24 protein-coding genes are annotated in these 17,169 nt (G+C 57.5%); 2 read left to right on the top strand and 22 right to left on the bottom strand.

Annotated elements, in window-relative coordinates:
* Positions 1-113: 113 nt before the first annotated feature.
* Positions 114-737 carry a hypothetical protein gene (locus ACODTO_RS08940; RefSeq protein WP_489106299.1) on the top strand — a complete coding sequence of 208 codons (624 nt, stop codon included), beginning with the start codon at positions 114-116 and terminating at the stop codon, positions 735-737.
* A 116-nt stretch (positions 738-853) separates the two neighbouring features.
* On the opposite strand, the gene ACODTO_RS08935 is transcribed toward ACODTO_RS08940, so the two are convergent.
* Positions 854-1,369 (bottom strand): single-stranded DNA-binding protein, encoded by a 516-nt coding sequence (locus tag ACODTO_RS08935; RefSeq protein WP_024778338.1) that lies wholly within the window; start codon positions 1,367-1,369, stop codon positions 854-856.
* Positions 1,370-1,378: 9 nt separating this feature from the next.
* Entirely contained in the window at positions 1,379-2,776 is a 1,398-nt protein-coding gene (locus ACODTO_RS08930) for an MFS transporter (RefSeq protein WP_139650141.1), read from the bottom strand.
* Between the two features lie 179 nt (positions 2,777-2,955).
* Here ACODTO_RS08930 and uvrA point away from each other — a divergent pair, with 179 nt between their 5' ends.
* Entirely contained in the window at positions 2,956-5,790 is a 2,835-nt protein-coding gene (gene uvrA / locus ACODTO_RS08925; RefSeq protein ID WP_489106298.1) for an excinuclease ABC subunit UvrA, read from the top strand.
* Positions 5,791-5,900: 110 nt separating this feature from the next.
* On the opposite strand, the gene bfr is transcribed toward uvrA, so the two are convergent.
* The 20 genes from bfr to rpsQ all read right to left on the bottom strand — a co-directional run bounded on the left by bfr (position 5,901) and on the right by rpsQ (position 17,167).
* A complete protein-coding gene (gene bfr, locus ACODTO_RS08920; protein ID WP_024778335.1) occupies positions 5,901-6,365 on the bottom strand; it encodes a bacterioferritin in 465 nt (154 codons plus the stop codon).
* 158 nt (positions 6,366-6,523) lie between these two features.
* On the bottom strand, positions 6,524-7,972 hold the full coding sequence (locus ACODTO_RS08915; RefSeq protein ID WP_139650137.1) for a catalase: 1,449 nt from the start codon (positions 7,970-7,972) through the stop codon (positions 6,524-6,526).
* A 223-nt stretch (positions 7,973-8,195) separates the two neighbouring features.
* Positions 8,196-8,582 carry a 50S ribosomal protein L17 gene (rplQ, locus tag ACODTO_RS08910; RefSeq protein ID WP_024778333.1) on the bottom strand — a complete coding sequence of 129 codons (387 nt, stop codon included), beginning with the start codon at positions 8,580-8,582 and terminating at the stop codon, positions 8,196-8,198.
* A 42-nt stretch (positions 8,583-8,624) separates the two neighbouring features.
* Positions 8,625-9,626 (bottom strand): DNA-directed RNA polymerase subunit alpha, encoded by a 1,002-nt coding sequence (locus ACODTO_RS08905; RefSeq protein WP_003186012.1) that lies wholly within the window; start codon positions 9,624-9,626, stop codon positions 8,625-8,627.
* A 22-nt stretch (positions 9,627-9,648) separates the two neighbouring features.
* Entirely contained in the window at positions 9,649-10,269 is a 621-nt protein-coding gene (gene rpsD / locus ACODTO_RS08900) for a 30S ribosomal protein S4 (RefSeq protein WP_003176404.1), read from the bottom strand.
* 18 nt (positions 10,270-10,287) lie between these two features.
* Complete coding sequence (gene rpsK, locus ACODTO_RS08895; protein WP_002555466.1) at positions 10,288-10,677, bottom strand: 30S ribosomal protein S11; 390 nt, start codon at positions 10,675-10,677, stop codon at positions 10,288-10,290.
* A gap of 30 nt (positions 10,678-10,707) precedes the next feature.
* Entirely contained in the window at positions 10,708-11,064 is a 357-nt protein-coding gene (gene rpsM, locus ACODTO_RS08890; protein WP_024778332.1) for a 30S ribosomal protein S13, read from the bottom strand.
* Between the two features lie 130 nt (positions 11,065-11,194).
* Complete coding sequence (gene rpmJ, locus ACODTO_RS08885) at positions 11,195-11,311, bottom strand: 50S ribosomal protein L36 (RefSeq protein WP_002555468.1); 117 nt, start codon at positions 11,309-11,311, stop codon at positions 11,195-11,197.
* Between the two features lie 30 nt (positions 11,312-11,341).
* The gene (gene secY, locus ACODTO_RS08880) at positions 11,342-12,670 is read right to left on the bottom strand and encodes a preprotein translocase subunit SecY (RefSeq protein WP_139650135.1); all 1,329 of its coding nucleotides are present in this window, start codon (positions 12,668-12,670) and stop codon (positions 11,342-11,344) included.
* A complete protein-coding gene (gene rplO, locus ACODTO_RS08875; RefSeq protein WP_003186032.1) occupies positions 12,671-13,108 on the bottom strand; it encodes a 50S ribosomal protein L15 in 438 nt (145 codons plus the stop codon).
* 3 nt (positions 13,109-13,111) lie between these two features.
* The gene (gene rpmD / locus ACODTO_RS08870; RefSeq protein WP_003176408.1) at positions 13,112-13,288 is read right to left on the bottom strand and encodes a 50S ribosomal protein L30; all 177 of its coding nucleotides are present in this window, start codon (positions 13,286-13,288) and stop codon (positions 13,112-13,114) included.
* 2 nt (positions 13,289-13,290) lie between these two features.
* On the bottom strand, positions 13,291-13,791 hold the full coding sequence (gene rpsE / locus ACODTO_RS08865) for a 30S ribosomal protein S5 (RefSeq protein WP_003186035.1): 501 nt from the start codon (positions 13,789-13,791) through the stop codon (positions 13,291-13,293).
* Between the two features lie 3 nt (positions 13,792-13,794).
* Positions 13,795-14,145: a 50S ribosomal protein L18 gene (gene rplR / locus ACODTO_RS08860; protein ID WP_003186037.1), complete on the bottom strand. Its 351-nt coding sequence runs from the start codon at positions 14,143-14,145 to the stop codon at positions 13,795-13,797.
* Positions 14,146-14,155: 10 nt separating this feature from the next.
* Positions 14,156-14,689 carry a 50S ribosomal protein L6 gene (gene rplF, locus ACODTO_RS08855; protein WP_024077677.1) on the bottom strand — a complete coding sequence of 178 codons (534 nt, stop codon included), beginning with the start codon at positions 14,687-14,689 and terminating at the stop codon, positions 14,156-14,158.
* A gap of 12 nt (positions 14,690-14,701) precedes the next feature.
* Entirely contained in the window at positions 14,702-15,094 is a 393-nt protein-coding gene (rpsH, locus tag ACODTO_RS08850; RefSeq protein WP_017848802.1) for a 30S ribosomal protein S8, read from the bottom strand.
* A 209-nt stretch (positions 15,095-15,303) separates the two neighbouring features.
* Positions 15,304-15,609 carry a 30S ribosomal protein S14 gene (gene rpsN, locus ACODTO_RS08845; protein WP_003186042.1) on the bottom strand — a complete coding sequence of 102 codons (306 nt, stop codon included), beginning with the start codon at positions 15,607-15,609 and terminating at the stop codon, positions 15,304-15,306.
* Positions 15,610-15,622: 13 nt separating this feature from the next.
* The gene (rplE, locus tag ACODTO_RS08840) at positions 15,623-16,162 is read right to left on the bottom strand and encodes a 50S ribosomal protein L5 (RefSeq protein WP_024778330.1); all 540 of its coding nucleotides are present in this window, start codon (positions 16,160-16,162) and stop codon (positions 15,623-15,625) included.
* A gap of 20 nt (positions 16,163-16,182) precedes the next feature.
* Entirely contained in the window at positions 16,183-16,497 is a 315-nt protein-coding gene (gene rplX / locus ACODTO_RS08835; RefSeq protein ID WP_003186046.1) for a 50S ribosomal protein L24, read from the bottom strand.
* 11 nt (positions 16,498-16,508) lie between these two features.
* Positions 16,509-16,877: a 50S ribosomal protein L14 gene (gene rplN / locus ACODTO_RS08830; protein ID WP_024778329.1), complete on the bottom strand. Its 369-nt coding sequence runs from the start codon at positions 16,875-16,877 to the stop codon at positions 16,509-16,511.
* 23 nt (positions 16,878-16,900) lie between these two features.
* Positions 16,901-17,167 carry a 30S ribosomal protein S17 gene (rpsQ, locus tag ACODTO_RS08825; protein ID WP_003194644.1) on the bottom strand — a complete coding sequence of 89 codons (267 nt, stop codon included), beginning with the start codon at positions 17,165-17,167 and terminating at the stop codon, positions 16,901-16,903.
* Between the last annotated feature and the right edge of the window lie 2 nt (positions 17,168-17,169).

The raw sequence follows: 17,169 nt of genomic DNA, 5'->3' as shown, positions 1-17,169 counted from the left end.
TTCGAGCACCGAGGCGCGGTTTTTCATTAGAAACTGACGATTACCGATTTCCACTAGGCGTAGTTGAGGGATAACGATAAGAATGGCCGCTGAGTTTCCCAAGAGCCAGCCGCATGAAACGCAAACACCCGTCGCGCCTGGTTTCCTCCCCAGTCCCGACCGATACCGCCGCACCCACGCCACAACATCCTCCCACGTGGGATTACCCAAGCGAAATATCCACAACAGGATACCTGGGTACCCTGCTGTACGCCGTGATGCTATTGCTTGCCTTGCCGGTCTACGGGCTGGTGGTGGTATCGATCGAGCTGTTCTCCACCGAGGGCCTGTCGAGCACTCATACCAGGACGATCGAGGATCCTCTGTTTTTGACACTCATGTGCGTCAGCGCATTAGCGGCCACCGGTATGCTTTACTGGCTTTTCTCCGGCCCTCAAGTGCTTGGCTTCTGCTTTGACGAACGCCAGCAACGCCTCACCTTCACCCAGCGCCGCCCAGCACGCGCGCCCACCGAAGAGTGCGTGCCCTACAGCGACATCTATTCCATCACGCCCTGCGTGGAAAACTCTATCGCTCACGCCTGTCATTTGGTGGTGTGCTTCACCGGGGACAATGGCAAGCCGATGGAGGTCCGGTTCTGGATGCACATTCCACTCAAGGACATGGCGTTTCATTCAACCTGGTTACGGCAGTCCATTGGCGAAAAGATGCAGGAGGTCTTGGATTTGGATTTGTGATCGGTCCTGGACGCAGGAGCCAGCCCGATCTGACCAGCGTCGAAACAAAAAGCCCCAGGCACGGGGCTCTGGGGCTTTCGGGGCGATACCGGGCAGGCTAGGCCTGAGACGCAGCCTTAGAACGGGATATCGTCATCAAAGCTGTCGAAATCCGGAGCCGGTTGCGGCGCGGCCTGTTGTGGGGCCGGGCGCTCGCGTTGTGGCTGTGGCGCCGATTGCGGGCGCGGTGCCTGCTGACGTGGGGCCGACTGCTGGTAGTTGTTGCCACCTTGCTGCTGGTCACCCTGTGGACGGCCGCCCAGCAATTGCATGGTGCCCTGCATGTCGACCACGATTTCAGTGGTGTAGCGCTTGATGCCGTCTTTTTCCCACTCGCGCGTCTGCAGCTTGCCTTCGATGTACACCTGCGAACCCTTGCGCAGGTATTCGCCGGCGATCTCAGCCACTTTGCCGAACATCGACACGCGATGCCATTCGGTCTTCTCGACTTTCTGGCCGGTCTGCTTGTCGGTCCACTGTTCGCTGGTCGCCAGACTCAGGTTGGTCACGGCGTTGCCATTAGGCAGGTAGCGAACCTCGGGATCCTGGCCGCACGTACCGACCAATATGACTTTGTTAACCCCACGGGCCATAACGTTCTCCTAGGCTTCGCACGCAGTCGGGGCCGGGTTGTTCACCAGGCGCTCGAGGGTCGCACGATCCAATAATTCGGTGTCCAGTTTGATATAAACGGCCGCTTCGTCGGCGACCACCACTGCATCGGTTACGCCAACGACGGCCCTGAGGCGCTCGACCAGGCCTGCTTCGCGAATGGCTTCGGGCGATAACGGCAAGCGCAGGCTCGTCACATACGGTGGTTCGCGCATGGTAACAGCAAAGACCAGCCAAAGTGCAGCCAGCGCGGCGCATCCCAGGAAGACAACCGACAAACCGCCATGCTGGAACAGCCAACCACCGAGAATCCCGCCCAACGCCGAACCCAGGAACTGGCTGGTGGAATAAACCCCCATTGCCGTGCCCTTGCCGCCCGCCGGTGAAACCTTGCTGATCAGCGACGGCAGCGACGCCTCCAGCAGGTTGAACGCGGTGAAGAACACCACCGTGCCGATCACCAGGGCTCGCAGGCTGTCGCCGAACTGCCAGAAGAATAGCTCAGTGAGCATCAGCGTCACGACGGCGCCGAGCAAAACTCGTTTCATTTTGCGTCGTTTCTCGCCATAGATGATGAACGGAATCATGGCGAAGAACGAAATCAGCAGCGCCGTCAGGTAGACCCACCAATGCTGCTCCTTGGGCAGTCCGGCCTTCTCGACCAAGGCCAGCGGCAAGGCGACGAAACTGGACATCAGCATGGCGTGGAGCACGAAAATACCCAGGTCCAGGCGCAGCAGGTCCGGGTGCTTTAGGGTCGGGATCAGCGCCTGGCGCGCCACCCCGGATTCACGGTGCTGCAGCGGCCCGGTGGAACGGGGCACCATGAACGCCACGATCAGGATACCCACCAACGCCATGCCGCCGGTCGCCAGGAACAGGCCCGACAAACCGAAAGCGCGGGTCAGCAAGGGGCCGACGACCATGGCGACGGCGAACGACAGACCGATGGTCATGCCGATCATGGCCATGGCCTTGGTCCGATGCTGTTCGCGGGTCAGGTCCGAGAGCAAGGCCATGACGGCAGCGGAAATCGCCCCCGCGCCTTGCAGGATCCGTCCGGCGATCACACCCCAGATCGAGTCGGCGTTGGCCGCCAGCACACTGCCGAGGGCGAAGACGATCAGTCCAAGGTAGATCACGGGACGTCGGCCGATGCGGTCGGAAATGATCCCGAACGGGATCTGGAAAATGGCCTGGGTCAGGCCATAAGCGCCAATCGCCAACCCGATCAGGGCTGGCGTCGCACCCGCCAGGTCCATGCCATAGGTCGCCAGCACCGGCAACACCATGAACATGCCCAGCATACGGAAGGCGAACACCAGGGCCAGACCGCTTGCCGCCCGGGTCTCGCCGCCACTCATGCGCTCGCTGTGGGGATCGTGCATGGAAAAACCTCATCTGAACCGGCGGCGATTCTACCAGTCCCATCGATTGAGAGGGTATATCGCGACTGTTTGACGCGCAGTCTTCATGTATGGCTGCGATCGCACGCTCAATAGTGTTTATCCATCCAGTATTTGCCCGTATACTCCTACGTTTTCGATGCCCGCCGAGCGAGGCCACTTTGGACAAGATCCTGATTCGTGGGGCCCGTACCCACAACCTGAAGAACATCGACCTGACCCTGCCACGGGACAAGCTGATCGTCATCACCGGCCTGTCCGGATCCGGCAAATCATCGCTGGCATTCGATACCCTGTACGCCGAAGGCCAGCGACGCTATGTCGAATCGCTGTCGGCCTACGCCCGGCAGTTCCTGTCGATGATGGAGAAACCGGACGTCGACACCATCGAAGGCCTGTCGCCAGCCATTTCGATCGAACAGAAATCGACGTCCCATAACCCGCGATCGACGGTCGGCACCATTACCGAGATCTACGACTACCTGCGCCTGCTGTATGCGCGAGTGGGCATTCCCCGCTGCCCCGACCACGACATTCCCCTGGAAGCCCAGACCGTCAGCCAGATGGTCGACCTGGTGCTGGCCCAGCCGGAAGGCAGCAAATTGATGCTGCTCGCGCCGGTCATTCGCGAGCGCAAAGGCGAACACCTGCTGGTTTTCGAGGAACTGCGGGCCCAGGGCTTCGTGCGGGCCCGGGTCAATGGCAAGCTCTGCGAGCTGGACGAACTGCCGAAGCTGGACAAACAGAAGAAGCACTCGATCGATGTGGTGGTCGACCGCTTCAAGGTCCGGGCCGATCTGCAACAGCGGCTGGCCGAATCCTTCGAGACCGCGCTGAAACTGGCCGATGGCATCGCCCTGGTGGCGCCGATGGACGACGAGCCCGGTGAGGAAATCATCTTCTCGGCGCGCTTCGCCTGCCCGATCTGCGGCCATGCCATCAGCGAGCTGGAGCCCAAGCTGTTTTCCTTCAACAACCCCGCCGGCGCCTGCCCGACCTGCGATGGCCTGGGGGTCAAGCAGTTCTTCGACACCAAGCGCCTGGTCAACGGCGAACTGACCCTGGCCGAAGGCGCGATTCGCGGCTGGGACAGGCGCAACGTCTATTACTTCCAGATGCTCGGGTCGCTGGCAGCTCATTACAAGTTCAGCCTGGACAAGCCCTTCAACGAACTGCCCGCCGATCAGCAGAAATACATCCTGCATGGCAGCGGCTCGCAGAACGTCGACTTCAAATACCTGAACGACCGTGGCGATATCGTCAAGCGCTCCCACCCGTTCGAAGGCATCGTGCCGAACCTCGAGCGACGCTACCGCGAGACTGAATCGGCCAGCGTGCGCGAAGAGCTGGCCAAGTTCCTCAGCACCCAGCCCTGCCCTGATTGCCGCGGCACCCGTTTGCGTCGCGAGGCACGTCATGTGTGGGTGGGCGAGAAGACACTGCCGGCAGTGACCAGCCTGCCCATCGGCGACGCCACCGATTACTTCGCCGGCCTGAAACTCACCGGCCGCCGGGGCGAAATTGCCGACAAGATCCTCAAGGAAATCAGCGAGCGCCTGCAGTTCCTGGTGAACGTCGGCCTGGATTACCTCACCCTCGACCGCAGCGCAGACACGTTGTCCGGCGGCGAAGCCCAGCGTATCCGCCTGGCCAGCCAGATCGGCGCCGGCCTGGTGGGAGTGATGTACATCCTCGACGAGCCGTCCATTGGCCTGCACCAACGGGACAACGACCGGCTGCTCGGCACCCTCAAGCACCTGCGGGACATCGGCAACACGGTGATCGTGGTCGAGCATGACGAAGACGCGATCCGCCTGGCCGATTACGTCGTGGACATCGGCCCGGGAGCCGGTGTGCATGGTGGACATATCGTCGCCCAGGGCACCGCCGCCGAAGTCATGGCGCACCCCGACTCCTTGACCGGCAAGTACCTGTCGGGACGGGTGAAGATCAAGGTGCCGGCCAAACGGACGCCGCGCAACAAGAAGCTGTCGCTGACCCTCAAGGGTGCCCGTGGCAACAACTTGCGCAACGTCGACCTGGAGATCCCGATCGGCCTGCTGACCTGCGTCACCGGCGTATCCGGCTCCGGCAAATCGACGCTGATCAACAATACGCTGTTTCCCCTCAGCGCCACGGCCCTGAACGGCGCGACCACCCTGGAGGCCGCCCCCCACGACAGCATCAAGGGCCTGGAGCACCTGGACAAGGTCGTCGACATCGACCAGAGCCCGATCGGCCGCACACCGCGCTCCAACCCGGCGACTTACACCGGGTTGTTCACGCCGATCCGCGAATTGTTCGCCGGCGTGCCGGAATCGCGCTCCCGGGGTTACGGCCCGGGACGGTTCTCGTTCAACGTCAAGGGTGGGCGTTGCGAAGCCTGCCAGGGTGACGGCCTGATCAAGGTGGAAATGCACTTCCTGCCAGACATCTATGTGCCTTGCGATGTGTGCAAGAGCAAGCGCTACAACCGCGAGACCCTTGAGATCAAATACAAGGGCAAGAACATCCACGAAACCCTCGAGATGACCATCGAGGAGGCCCGGGAGTTCTTCGACGCAGTGCCAGCCCTGGCGCGCAAGCTGCAGACATTGATGGATGTAGGCCTGTCGTACATCAAGCTCGGCCAATCGGCAACGACGCTGTCCGGCGGCGAAGCCCAGCGGGTCAAGCTGTCCCGCGAGTTGTCCAAGCGCGACACCGGCAAAACCTTGTACATCCTCGACGAGCCTACCACCGGTCTGCACTTCGCTGATATCCAGCAATTGCTCGACGTGTTGCATCGCCTTCGCGACCACGGCAACACCGTGGTGGTCATCGAGCACAACCTGGACGTGATCAAGACGGCCGACTGGTTGGTAGACCTGGGGCCGGAAGGTGGCTCCAAGGGCGGCCAGATCATTGCGGTGGGTACGCCTGAGCAAGTCGCCGGGATGAAGCAGTCCCACACAGGGCACTACCTGAAGCCGTTGCTGGAACGTGATCGAGACTGATTCATTCCCTAGCATGAAAAAGCCCCTGTCATCTCATCGACGACAGGGGCTCGTTCCCACGCTCCGCGTGGGAATGCATCCAATGACGCTCCGCGTCCGGTAACCGGCAATCAGAACTGCGACTGCAGGTAATTTTCCAACCCGATCAACTTGATCAAACCCAACTGCTTCTCAAGCCAGTAGGTATGGTCTTCCTCGGTGTCATTGAGTTGAACACGCAGGATTTCGCGGGTGACATAGTCGTTGTGCTGTTCGCACAACTCGATACCCTTGCACAGCGCGGCGCGGACCTTGTATTCCAGGCGCAAGTCGGCAGCTAGCATATCGGGCACTGTGGTGCCGATGTCCAGATCGTCCGGGCGCATGCGCGGCGTACCTTCGAGCATCAGGATGCGGCGCATCAACGCATCGGCATGCTGGGCTTCTTCTTCCATTTCATGGTTGATACGTTCGTAGAGCTCGGTAAAACCCCAATCCTCGTACATCCGCGAATGGATGAAATATTGATCACGGGCTGCCAGTTCGCCTGTCAGCAACGTGTTGAGGTAATCGATTACGTCCGGGTGACCTTGCATCGCCCTACATCTCCACAAGCCTTGAAAGGCCCTAGTTTGAACCAAGCCGGCCGCCAGGTCACTGTGCTATCGCAATAAATGCGAAGAAAATCTGAGAAAACTGGGCTAAATAACGCAAAAACCGCCCTAATGAGGGCGGTTCTGCTTCTCGTTTAGACTTAGTTAAGCTCTACGCCCAACGCCTTTGCGATACCTTCTCCATAAGCGGCGTCTGCCCTGGAGAAATGCTGCAGCTGACGGTCGACGACATCCGCTGACACACCGCCCATCGCACCGGCGATGTTGCTGATCAGCAGGGCCTGCTGTTCGCTGCTCATCAGACGGAACAGCGCACCGGCATGGCTGTAGTAGTCAGTGTCTTCCCGATGATCGTAACGATCCGCCGCCCCGGTAAGGGCCAAGGCTGGTTCCGCATAATGCGGCGCCTGCTTCGGCGCCTCTACGTAGCTGTTGGGCTCGTAGTTCGGTGCTGCCCCGCCATTGCTGCCGAACGCCATGGCTCCGTCGCGCTGGTAGGTATTGACCGGACTGCGCGGTGCATTCACCGGCAATTGCTGGTGATTGGTGCCGACACGGTAGCGGTGGGCATCGGCGTAAGCGAACACGCGCCCCTGCAGCATGCGGTCCGGCGACAGGCCTACGCCCGGCACCATGTTGCTCGGCCCGAACGCCGCCTGTTCCACTTCGGCAAAGTAGTTCAGCGGATTACGGTTGAGTTCGAGTTCCCCGACTTCAATCAGCGGAAACTCCTTCTGCGACCAGGTCTTGGTCACGTCGAACGGGTTCTCGTAATGGGCGGCGGCCTGAGCTTCGGTCATGATCTGGATGCAAACGCTCCATTTCGGAAAGTCACCGCGCTCGATGGCATTGAACAAGTCACGCTGCGCGTAGTCCGGGTCGGTACCCGCCAGACGCGCAGCCTCAGCCGGCGCCAGGTTCTTGATGCCTTGCTTGGTCTTGTAGTGCCACTTCACCCAGTGACGCTCACCTTGGGCGTTGATCAGACTGTAGGTGTGACTGCCGAAACCGTGCATATGACGGTAGCCGTCAGGAATGCCGCGATCGGAGAACAGAATGGTGACCTGGTGCAAGGCTTCTGGAGAATGAGACCAGAAATCCCACATCGCCTGGGCGCTTTTCAGGTTGCTTTGTGGCAGGCGCTTTTGGGTATGGATGAAGTCTGGAAACTTCAGCGGATCACGAATGAAGAAAACCGGCGTGTTATTACCAACAATGTCCCAGTTACCTTCCTCGGTGTAGAACTTCAGGGCAAAACCACGGGGATCGCGCTCGGTGTCGGCAGATCCGCGCTCGCCACCCACGGTGGAGAACCGCAGGAACGTTGGTGTCTGCTTACCGACCGAATCGAACAGCTTGGCGCTGGTGTACTGAGTAATGTCCCGAGTTACCGTAAATGTACCGTAGGCGCCCGAGCCCTTGGCGTGTACACGACGTTCAGGGATGTTCTCGCGGTTGAAGTGAGCAAGCTTCTCGATGAGGTGGAAATCGTCGAGCAACAGCGGGCCACGCGGGCCAGCTGAGCGAGAATTCTGGTTATCGGCGACGGGAGCGCCGCTTGCGGTCGTAAGCGTTTTGATCTGGCTCATGCTCAATCTTCCTCGGTCGGTCTTCGAACTGCCGGCTAATCGGCTGGAAAGGAGTATCGAACATGTTAGTGACAGTATCCAAATTTATTAAATCATGGGCGTCGATAGTCATTATCTAACGTTGCCCTGTTGCCAATAGCGAAGCCAGCCGCAACGGTTCCTTTGCTTTTCTATCAGGCACAAAAAACCGGGCACTAGGCCCGGTTCTTTGTATATTGCCGTCTTACTCAGCGGATACAGCTTCACCGCCGGTAGCACGATCAACCAACTCGACGTACGCCATAGGCGCGTTGTCGCCAGCGCGGAAACCGCACTTGAGGATGCGCAGGTAGCCACCCTCACGGGTAGCGTAACGCTTGCCCAGGTCGTTGAAGAGCTTACCAACGATAGCTTTCGAACGAGTACGGTCGAAAGCCAGGCGGCGGTTAGCCAGGCTATCTGTCTTGGCCAGAGTGATCAGCGGCTCAGCAACGCGACGCAGTTCTTTGGCTTTCGGCAGTGTAGTTTTGATCAGCTCGTGCTCGAACAGCGACACCGCCATGTTTTGGAACATGGCCTTGCGGTGCGAGCTGGTGCGGCTCAGGTGACGACCACTTTTACGATGACGCATGGTTCATTCCTTACCAAACACAACGTTCGGTGATTACGACGATCAGGCAGTCGCCTTGTCGTCCTTCTTAAGACTTGCAGGCGGCCAGTTGTCGAGGCGCATGCCGAGGGACAGACCGCGGGAGGCCAGAACGTCCTTGATTTCAGTCAAGGATTTCTTGCCAAGGTTCGGAGTCTTCAACAGCTCTACTTCGGTGCGCTGAATCAGGTCGCCGATGTAGTAGATGTTTTCCGCCTTAAGGCAGTTAGCCGAACGTACAGTCAGTTCCAGATCGTCAACCGGGCGAAGCAGGATCGGATCGATCTCGTCTTCCTGCTCGACAACCACTGGCTCACTGTCACCCTTGAGGTCGACGAACGCAGCCAACTGCTGTTGCAGGATGGTTGCAGCGCGGCGGATAGCCTCTTCAGGATCCAGGGTACCGTTGGTTTCCAGATCAATAACCAGCTTGTCCAGGTTGGTACGCTGTTCGACACGGGCGTTTTCCACCACGTATGCGATACGGCGAACCGGGCTGAACGAAGAGTCAAGCTGCAAGCGACCGATGCTGCGGCTTTCGTCTTCATCGCTCTGACGCGAGTCTGCCGGTTCATAACCACGACCACGAGCTACGGTGAGCTTCATGTTCAGGGCGCCGTTAGACGCCAGGTTAGCGATTACGTGATCGGGGTTAACGATCTCGACATCATGATCCAGCTGAATATCGGCAGCGGTAACCACCCCCGAACCCTTCTTCGACAAGGTCAGCGTAACTTCGTCACGACCGTGCAGCTTGATAGCCAGACCTTTAAGGTTCAACAGGATTTCAATGACATCTTCCTGTACGCCTTCGATGGCGCTGTACTCGTGGAGTACACCGTCAATCTCGGCCTCGACTACTGCACAGCCGGGCATTGAGGACAACAGGATGCGGCGCAGCGCGTTGCCCAGGGTGTGGCCGAAACCACGCTCGAGAGGCTCGAGAGTGATCTTGGCGCGGGTTGGACTGACAACCTGCACATCAATATGGCGGGGTGTCAGGAACTCATTTACCGAAATCTGCATGGATGCACCTATTTTCTAGCCCTTACTTGGAGTAGAGCTCGACAATCAGGCTTTCGTTGATGTCGGCGGACAGATCACTGCGAGCTGGAACGTTCTTGAAAACGCCCGACTTCTTCTCAGTGTCTACTTCTACCCATTCTACGCGGCCACGTTGGGCACACAGATCGAGAGCTTGGACAATGCGAAGTTGGTTCTTTGCTTTCTCGCGAACAGCAACCACGTCACCAGCACGAACCTGGTAGGACGGAACGTTTACGGTTTGACCGTTAACGCTGATCGACTTGTGCGATACCAGCTGACGGGATTCGGCACGAGTAGAACCGAAACCCATACGGTATACAACGTTGTCCAGACGGCATTCGAGCAGTTGCAACAGGTTTTCGCCGGTTGCGCCTTTCTTGCCAGCAGCTTCTTTGTAGTAGCCGCTGAATTGACGCTCGAGAACGCCGTAGATACGACGGACCTTCTGCTTTTCACGCAGTTGGGTGCCGTAATCGGACTGGCGACCGCGGCGTTGGCCGTGGATACCAGGTGCTGCTTCGATGTTGCACTTCGATTCGATCGCGCGCACGCCGCTCTTCAGGAAGAGATCGGTGCCTTCGCGACGAGCGAGTTTGCATTTTGGACCAATGTAACGAGCCATTCTTTACAATCTCCTGGATTACACGCGGCGCTTCTTCGGCGGACGGCACCCGTTGTGCGGGATTGGCGTCACGTCGGTGATGCTGGCGATCTTGTAGCCACAGCCGTTCAAAGCACGAACTGCGGATTCACGACCTGGACCTGGACCCTTGACGTTGACGTCGAGGTTTTTCAGGCCGTATTCCAGCGCAGCTTGACCAGCACGCTCAGCAGCTACTTGAGCAGCGAACGGGGTGGACTTGCGGGAACCGCGGAAACCCGAACCACCGGAGGTAGCCCAGGAAAGAGCGTTACCTTGACGGTCGGTAATGGTCACGATGGTGTTGTTAAAAGAAGCATGGATGTGGGCGATGCCATCAACCACTGTCTTTTTAACTTTTTTACGAGGACGAGCAGCAGGTTTTGCCATGATTAAATTCCTGTCGATTCGCTGGGGCGATTACTTGCGGATCGGCTTACGCGGACCTTTACGGGTACGCGCGTTGGTCTTGGTACGCTGACCGCGTACTGGCAGACCACGACGATGACGCAGACCGCGATAGCAACCGAGGTCCATCAAGCGCTTGATTTTCATGTTGACTTCGCGACGCAGGTCACCTTCAGTGGTGAACTTCGCCACTTCGCCACGCAGCTGTTCAATCTGCTCGTCGCTCAGATCTTTGATCTTTGCCGCTGGGTTGACCCCAGCCACTGCACAAATTTTCTGCGCAGTAGTGCGACCAACACCATAGATGTAGGTCAGCGAGATAACAGTATGCTTGTTATCTGGAATGTTGACGCCTGCAATACGGGCCATTCAGTGGGACTCCAATTGACAGCTACCTACGCCCCGGAAGCCAAGAAATAGGGCGCGAGATAATATCGCTGTAATAACAAATAATCAACCCGGCAGCGCACTAGCTGCCGGGCTTAAAGCACAATCACACTCAGCCTTGGCGCTGTTTGTGACGCGGTTCCGCGCTGCAAATTACTCGAACAACACCTTCGCGGCGAATAATCTTGCAGTTACGGCACAGCTTTTTCACCGATGCACGAACTTTCATCACCAACTCCTCGAACCTTATGGACGCTACTCAGCGCAGCATGCCGCTGCCGTAGCCCTTCAGGTTGGCTTTCTTCATCAGGGATTCGTACTGGTGCGAAACGAGGTGCGATTGTACTTGGGACATGAAGTCCATCACAACCACGACCACGATCAGCAACGAGGTCCCGCCAAGGTAGAACGGTACGTTTGCCGCAACCACCAGGAACTGGGGCAACAAGCAGACGGCCGTCATGTAAAGAGCACCGAACATGGTCAAGCGAGTCAGAACGCCATCAATGTAGCGCGCAGACTGCTCACCTGGACGGATACCCGGAATAAAGGCACCGGACTTCTTCAGGTTTTCCGCTACGTCTTTCGGATTGAACATCAACGCCGTATAGAAGAAGCAGAAGAAAATAATCCCTGCACTAAACAGCAGAATATTCAACGGCTGACCAGGAGCGATCGACTGCGAGATGTCCTGCAACCAGCCCATACCTTCAGACTGGCCGAACCAGGCACCCAACGAAGCCGGGAACAGCAAGATGCTGCTCGCGAAAATAGCCGGGATAACGCCGGCCATGTTCACCTTCAACGGCAAGTGGCTGGTCTGCGCAGCAAACACCTTGCGGCCCTGCTGACGCTTGGCGTAGTGAACAGCAATACGACGCTGACCACGCTCAATGAACACCACGAAACCGATAATCGCTACTGCCAGCAAACCGATGGCAACCAGGGCGAAAATGTTGATATCACCCTGACGCGCAGACTCGAAAGACTGCCCGATCGCTCTCGGAAGACCGGCGACGATACCTGCGAAGATCAACATCGAGATACCGTTGCCAACACCACGCTCAGTAATCTGCTCACCCAACCACATCATGAACATCGCGCCTGCCACAAACGTGGAAACCGCGACGAAATGGAAGCTGAAGTCAGCAGTGAACGAAACGCCCTGCCCTGCCAGGCCAATGGACATGCCAATGGCCTGGACGAGAGCGAGTACGACAGTGCCGTAGCGGGTGTACTGGCTGATCTTGCGACGGCCAGCTTCACCTTCCTTCTTCAACTGCTCCAGTTGCGGGCTGACGGCTGTCATCAGTTGCATGATGATCGATGCCGAAATGTACGGCATGATCCCCAGTGCAAAGATGCTCATCCGCTCAAGCGCGCCGCCGGAAAACATGTTGAACAAGCTAAGAATGGTCCCCTCATTCTGTCGAAACAGGTCTGCGAGTCGGTCCGGGTTGATACCTGGAACCGGGATGTGTGCGCCTATTCGGTAGACGATAATCGCCAGGAACAGAAAACGCAGACGAGCCCAGAGTTCAGACATACCGCCTTTGCCGAGCGCAGAGAGAGCACCTTGCTTAGCCATTTATTCCTCGAACTTGCCGCCAGCTGCTTCGATAGCCGCACGCGCACCTTTGGTGGCGCCGATTCCCTTTCCGATGGTGACAGCGCGAGCAACTTCGCCCGACAGCATGATTTTCACACGCTGTACGTTCTGGTTGATCACGTTGGCATCCTTCAGGGACTGCACGGTGACGATGTCGCCGTCCACTTTAGCCAGCTCGGACAGACGCACTTCTGCGCGGTCCATGGCCTTCAGGGAAACGAAACCGAACTTCGGCAGGCGACGATGCAGCGGCTGTTGACCGCCTTCAAAGCCTGGAGCAATGGTGCCACCGGAGCGGGAGGTCTGACCTTTGTGGCCACGGCCACCGGTCTTGCCCAAACCACTACCGATACCACGGCCCGGACGATGCTTTTCGCGACGGGAACCCGGCGCTGGACTCAGATCATTGAGTTTCATCGATTAACCCTCGACACGCAGCATGTAGTAAGCCTTGTTGATCATCCCGCGATTCTCGGGAGTATCCTGGACTTCTACAGTGTGACCGATGCGACGCAGACCCAGACCCTTAACGCACAGTTTGTGGTTAGGGATGCGGCCGGTCATGCTTTTGATCAGCGTAACTTTTACGGTAGCCATGATCAGAAGATCTCCTTGACGCTTTTGCCACGCTTGGCGGCAATGGATTCAGGAGACTGCATTGCTTTCAAACCCTTGAAAGTGGCGTGAACCACGTTTACTGGGTTAGTCGAGCCGTAGCACTTGGCCAGAACGTTCTGAACGCCAGCAACTTCGAGGACAGCACGCATAGCGCCGCCAGCGATGATACCGGTACCTTCAGAAGCAGGCTGCATGTACACCTTCGAAGCGCCATGGGCAGACTTCATTGCGTACTGCAGGGTGGTGCCGTTCAGATCAACCTGGATCATGTTGCGGCGAGCAGCTTCCATTGCCTTCTGGATCGCAGCAGGCACTTCACGCGACTTGCCACGGCCGAAGCCAACACGGCCTTTACCATCACCAACCACGGTCAACGCGGTGAAAGTGAAGATACGGCCGCCTTTAACGGTTTTGGCTACGCGGTTAACTTGAACCAGCTTCTCGATGTAGCCTTCGTCGCGCTTTTGGTCGTTATTTGACATAACTTAGAACTCCAGCCCAGCTTCACGAGCAGCATCAGCCAGCGCCTTGACGCGGCCGTGGTACTTGAAGCCAGAGCGGTCGAAAGCCACCTGCGAGACGCCAGCGGCTTTAGCACGCGTAGCGACCAGCTGGCCAACCTTAGTGGCCGCGTCGATGTTGCCGGTGGCACCATCACGCAGTTCTTTATCCAAAGTCGAGGCACTTGCCAGGACCTTGTTGCCGTCGGCCGAAATGACCTGGGCGTAGATGTGCTGCGAAGAGCGGAACACGCAGAGACGCACGACTTCGAGTTCGTGCATTTTCAGGCGTGCTTTGCGAGCGCGACGCAGTCGAGTAACTTTTTTGTCGGTCATTTGCTATGCCCTACTTCTTCTTGGCTTCTTTACGACGGACGACTTCGTCCGCGTAGCGCACACCTTTGCCTTTGTACGGCTCTGGTGGACGGAAGTCGCGGATCTCGGCGGCCACTTGACCTACCAGCTGCTTGTCGATGCCCTTGATCAGGATATCGGTCTGGCTAGGAGTCTCAGCGGTGATGCCTTCCGGCAGTTCGTAATCCACTGGGTGCGAGAAGCCAAGAGCCAGGTTCAGAACCGAGCCTTTTGCTTGCGCTTTGTAACCAACACCGACCAGCTGGAGCTTGCGCTCGAAGCCTTGGCTTACGCCTTGGACCATGTTGTTTACCAACGCACGAGTGGTACCAGCCATTGCGCGAGTCTGTTGATCGCCATTGCGAGCAGCGAAACGCAGCTCACCGGCTTCTTCAACGATCTCAACGGACGAATGGATGTTCAGTTCAAGAGTGCCCTTGGCACCCTTCACCGAAAGCTGTTGGCCTGCGAATTTGACTTCGACACCGGCTGGCAGCTTAACGGGGTTCTTAGCGACGCGAGACATGCTTATCCCCCCTTAGAACACAGTGCAAAGAACTTCGCCGCCGACACCGGCAGCGCGCGCAGCACGATCAGTCATCACACCTTTGTTGGTGGAGACGATAGACACGCCCAGACCGCCGCGAACTTTCGGCAGATCCTCGACGGACTTGTACTGACGCAGGCCTGGACGGCTAACGCGCTTCACTTCCTCGATGACCGGACGGCCTTCGAAGTATTTCAGCTCGATGGACAGCAGTGGCTTGATTTCGCTGCTGATCTGATAACCCGCGATGTAACCTTCGTCCTTCAGGACTTTTGCTACAGCCACCTTCAACGTGGAAGACGGCATGCTTACGACGGACTTTTCAGCCATCTGGGCATTACGGATTCGAGTTAGCATGTCCGCTAACGGGTCCTGCATACTCATGGGCTAGACGCTCCTAATGCAAAAAAATTAGCCTTGCGGCTACTACGTGTCGCCGAGAAACTCCGGGCATGAAAAACACGGGCTCAGGCGAGCCGGTCATTCTAGACATACCCCAGAAATGAATCAAGCCCCAAAAGGGGCTTGATTCTGCTTCAAGGCCACCGGCGGTCAGGATCCTGAGATCCCGAACACCGAGACTTTGACAGTGCTTACCAGCTGGCTTTAACCAGACCTGGAACGTCACCACGCATTGCAGCTTGGCGCAGCATGTTACGGCCGAGGCCGAACTTGCGGTATACGCCGTGCGGACGACCAGTCAGGCGGCAGCGGTTACGCATGCGCGAGGCGCTTGCGTCACGTGGCTGCTTCTGCAGTGCTACGGTCGCTTCCCAACGTGCTTCTGGACTTGCGTTCAGATCAACGATGATAGCTTTCAGCGCTGCACGCTTGGTGGCGTACTTGGCAACGGTAAGCTGACGCTTCAGCTCACGGTTCTTCATGCTCTTCTTGGCCATTTTCCTACTCCAATCAGTTGCGGAACGGGAATTTGAAAGCACGCAGCAGAGCGCGACCTTCGTCATCCGATTTGGCAGTGGTGGTCAGGGTAATGTCCAGACCGCGCAGAGCATCGATCTTGTCGTAATCGATTTCCGGGAAAATGATCTGCTCTTTCACGCCCATGCTGTAGTTGCCACGACCGTCGAAGGACTTGGCATTCAGGCCGCGGAAGTCGCGAACCCGAGGCAGGGAGATCGACAGCAGACGATCCAGGAACTCGTACATACGATCGCGACGCAGGGTCACTTTGACACCGATCGGCCAACCTTCGCGGACTTTGAAGCCTGCGATGGATTTGCGAGCGTGAGTCACAACGACTTTCTGGCCGGTGATCTTCTCCAGGTCAGCTACCGCGTGCTCGATGACTTTCTTGTCACCAATCGCTTCGCCCAGACCCATGTTCAGGGTGATCTTGGTAATGCGCGGAACTTCCATCACGTTCGCCAGCTTAAGTTCTTCCTTAAGCTTCGGTGCGATTTCCTTCCGGTAAATCTCTTTCAGTCGTGCCATGGTCTTCTACCTAGCAGTGTTCAAGCATCAACCGCTTTTTGGGTCGACTTGAAGACACGAATTTTTTTGCCGTCTTCTACTTTGAAACCAACGCGGTCAGCCTTGTTGGTTTCGCCGTTGAAAATGGCGACGTTGGAAGCGTGCAGTGGCGCTTCTTTCTCGACGATACCGCCCTGTACGCCCGACATCGGGTTAGGCTTGGTATGGCGCTTGACCAGGTTCAGACCACCAACAACCAGACGGTTGTCAGCGAGAACCTTGAGCACCTTACCGCGCTTGCCCTTGTCTTTGCCGGCGATCACGATGATCTCGTCGTCACGACGAATCTTTTGCATGTCGGATCTCCTTACAGCACTTCTGGGGCGAGCGAGACGATCTTCATGAACTTCTCAGTACGAAGTTCACGGGTCACTGGCCCAAAGATACGGGTGCCGATTGGCTCTTGCTTGTTGTTCAACAGAACAGCAGCGTTGCCATCAAAGCGGATGATGGAGCCGTCAGCGCGACGAACACCATGGCGAGTGCGGACTACAACAGCAGTCATCACTTGACCTTTCTTCACTTTACCGCGAGGAATTGCTTCCTTGACGGTAACTTTGATGATGTCGCCAATAGCAGCGTAACGACGATGGGAGCCACCCAGCACCTTGATGCACATAACGCGGCGAGCGCCGCTGTTATCGGCCACATCAAGCATGGATTGAGTCTGAATCATATAATTTCTCCGACCCCTAGCCCTTAGACTTCCACAGCGCGTTCGAGAACATCAACCAGCGCCCAAGATTTGGTCTTGGCCATCGGACGGGTTTCACGAATAGTGACCTTGTCGCCGATGTGGCACTGATTGGTTTCGTCGTGCGCGTGCAGCTTAGTCGAACGCTTAACGTATTTACCGTAGATCGGGTGCTTAACGCGACGCTCGATCAGAACGGTGATGGTTTTGTCCATCTTGTCGCTGACAACACGGCCAGTCAGCGTACGGACAGTTTTTTCGGCTTCAGCCATGA

The organism is Pseudomonas sp. FG13 (assembly GCF_057809755.1).
The sequence above is the reverse complement of the archived record's forward strand: the minus strand, read 5'-3'. Positions and strand labels throughout refer to the sequence as shown.

Coding starts and splice junctions, on each gene's coding strand:
- ACODTO_RS08940 (WP_489106299.1), top strand. CDS start 114: ATGAAACGCAAACACCCGTCGCGCCTGGTTTCCTCCCCAGTCCCGACC.
- ACODTO_RS08935 (WP_024778338.1), bottom strand. CDS start 1,369: ATGGCCCGTGGGGTTAACAAAGTCATATTGGTCGGTACGTGCGGCCAG.
- ACODTO_RS08930 (WP_139650141.1), bottom strand. CDS start 2,776: ATGCACGATCCCCACAGCGAGCGCATGAGTGGCGGCGAGACCCGGGCG.
- bfr (WP_024778335.1), bottom strand. CDS start 6,365: ATGCAAGGTCACCCGGACGTAATCGATTACCTCAACACGTTGCTGACA.
- ACODTO_RS08915 (WP_139650137.1), bottom strand. CDS start 7,972: ATGAGCCAGATCAAAACGCTTACGACCGCAAGCGGCGCTCCCGTCGCC.
- rplQ (WP_024778333.1), bottom strand. CDS start 8,582: ATGCGTCATCGTAAAAGTGGTCGTCACCTGAGCCGCACCAGCTCGCAC.
- ACODTO_RS08905 (WP_003186012.1), bottom strand. CDS start 9,626: ATGCAGATTTCGGTAAATGAGTTCCTGACACCCCGCCATATTGATGTG.
- rpsD (WP_003176404.1), bottom strand. CDS start 10,269: ATGGCTCGTTACATTGGTCCAAAATGCAAACTCGCTCGTCGCGAAGGC.
- rpsK (WP_002555466.1), bottom strand. CDS start 10,677: ATGGCAAAACCTGCTGCTCGTCCTCGTAAAAAAGTTAAAAAGACAGTG.
- rpsM (WP_024778332.1), bottom strand. CDS start 11,064: ATGGCCCGTATTGCAGGCGTCAACATTCCAGATAACAAGCATACTGTT.
- rpmJ (WP_002555468.1), bottom strand. CDS start 11,311: ATGAAAGTTCGTGCATCGGTGAAAAAGCTGTGCCGTAACTGCAAGATT.
- secY (WP_139650135.1), bottom strand. CDS start 12,670: ATGGCTAAGCAAGGTGCTCTCTCTGCGCTCGGCAAAGGCGGTATGTCT.
- rplO (WP_003186032.1), bottom strand. CDS start 13,108: ATGAAACTCAATGATCTGAGTCCAGCGCCGGGTTCCCGTCGCGAAAAG.
- rpmD (WP_003176408.1), bottom strand. CDS start 13,288: ATGGCTACCGTAAAAGTTACGCTGATCAAAAGCATGACCGGCCGCATC.
- rpsE (WP_003186035.1), bottom strand. CDS start 13,791: ATGTCAAATAACGACCAAAAGCGCGACGAAGGCTACATCGAGAAGCTG.
- rplR (WP_003186037.1), bottom strand. CDS start 14,145: ATGACCGACAAAAAAGTTACTCGACTGCGTCGCGCTCGCAAAGCACGC.
- rplF (WP_024077677.1), bottom strand. CDS start 14,689: ATGTCTCGCGTCGCTAAGAACCCCGTTAAGCTGCCAGCCGGTGTCGAA.
- rpsH (WP_017848802.1), bottom strand. CDS start 15,094: ATGAGTATGCAGGACCCGTTAGCGGACATGCTAACTCGAATCCGTAAT.
- rpsN (WP_003186042.1), bottom strand. CDS start 15,609: ATGGCCAAGAAGAGCATGAAGAACCGTGAGCTGAAGCGTCAGCTTACC.
- rplE (WP_024778330.1), bottom strand. CDS start 16,162: ATGGCACGACTGAAAGAGATTTACCGGAAGGAAATCGCACCGAAGCTT.
- rplX (WP_003186046.1), bottom strand. CDS start 16,497: ATGCAAAAGATTCGTCGTGACGACGAGATCATCGTGATCGCCGGCAAA.
- rplN (WP_024778329.1), bottom strand. CDS start 16,877: ATGATTCAGACTCAATCCATGCTTGATGTGGCCGATAACAGCGGCGCT.
- rpsQ (WP_003194644.1), bottom strand. CDS start 17,167: ATGGCTGAAGCCGAAAAAACTGTCCGTACGCTGACTGGCCGTGTTGTC.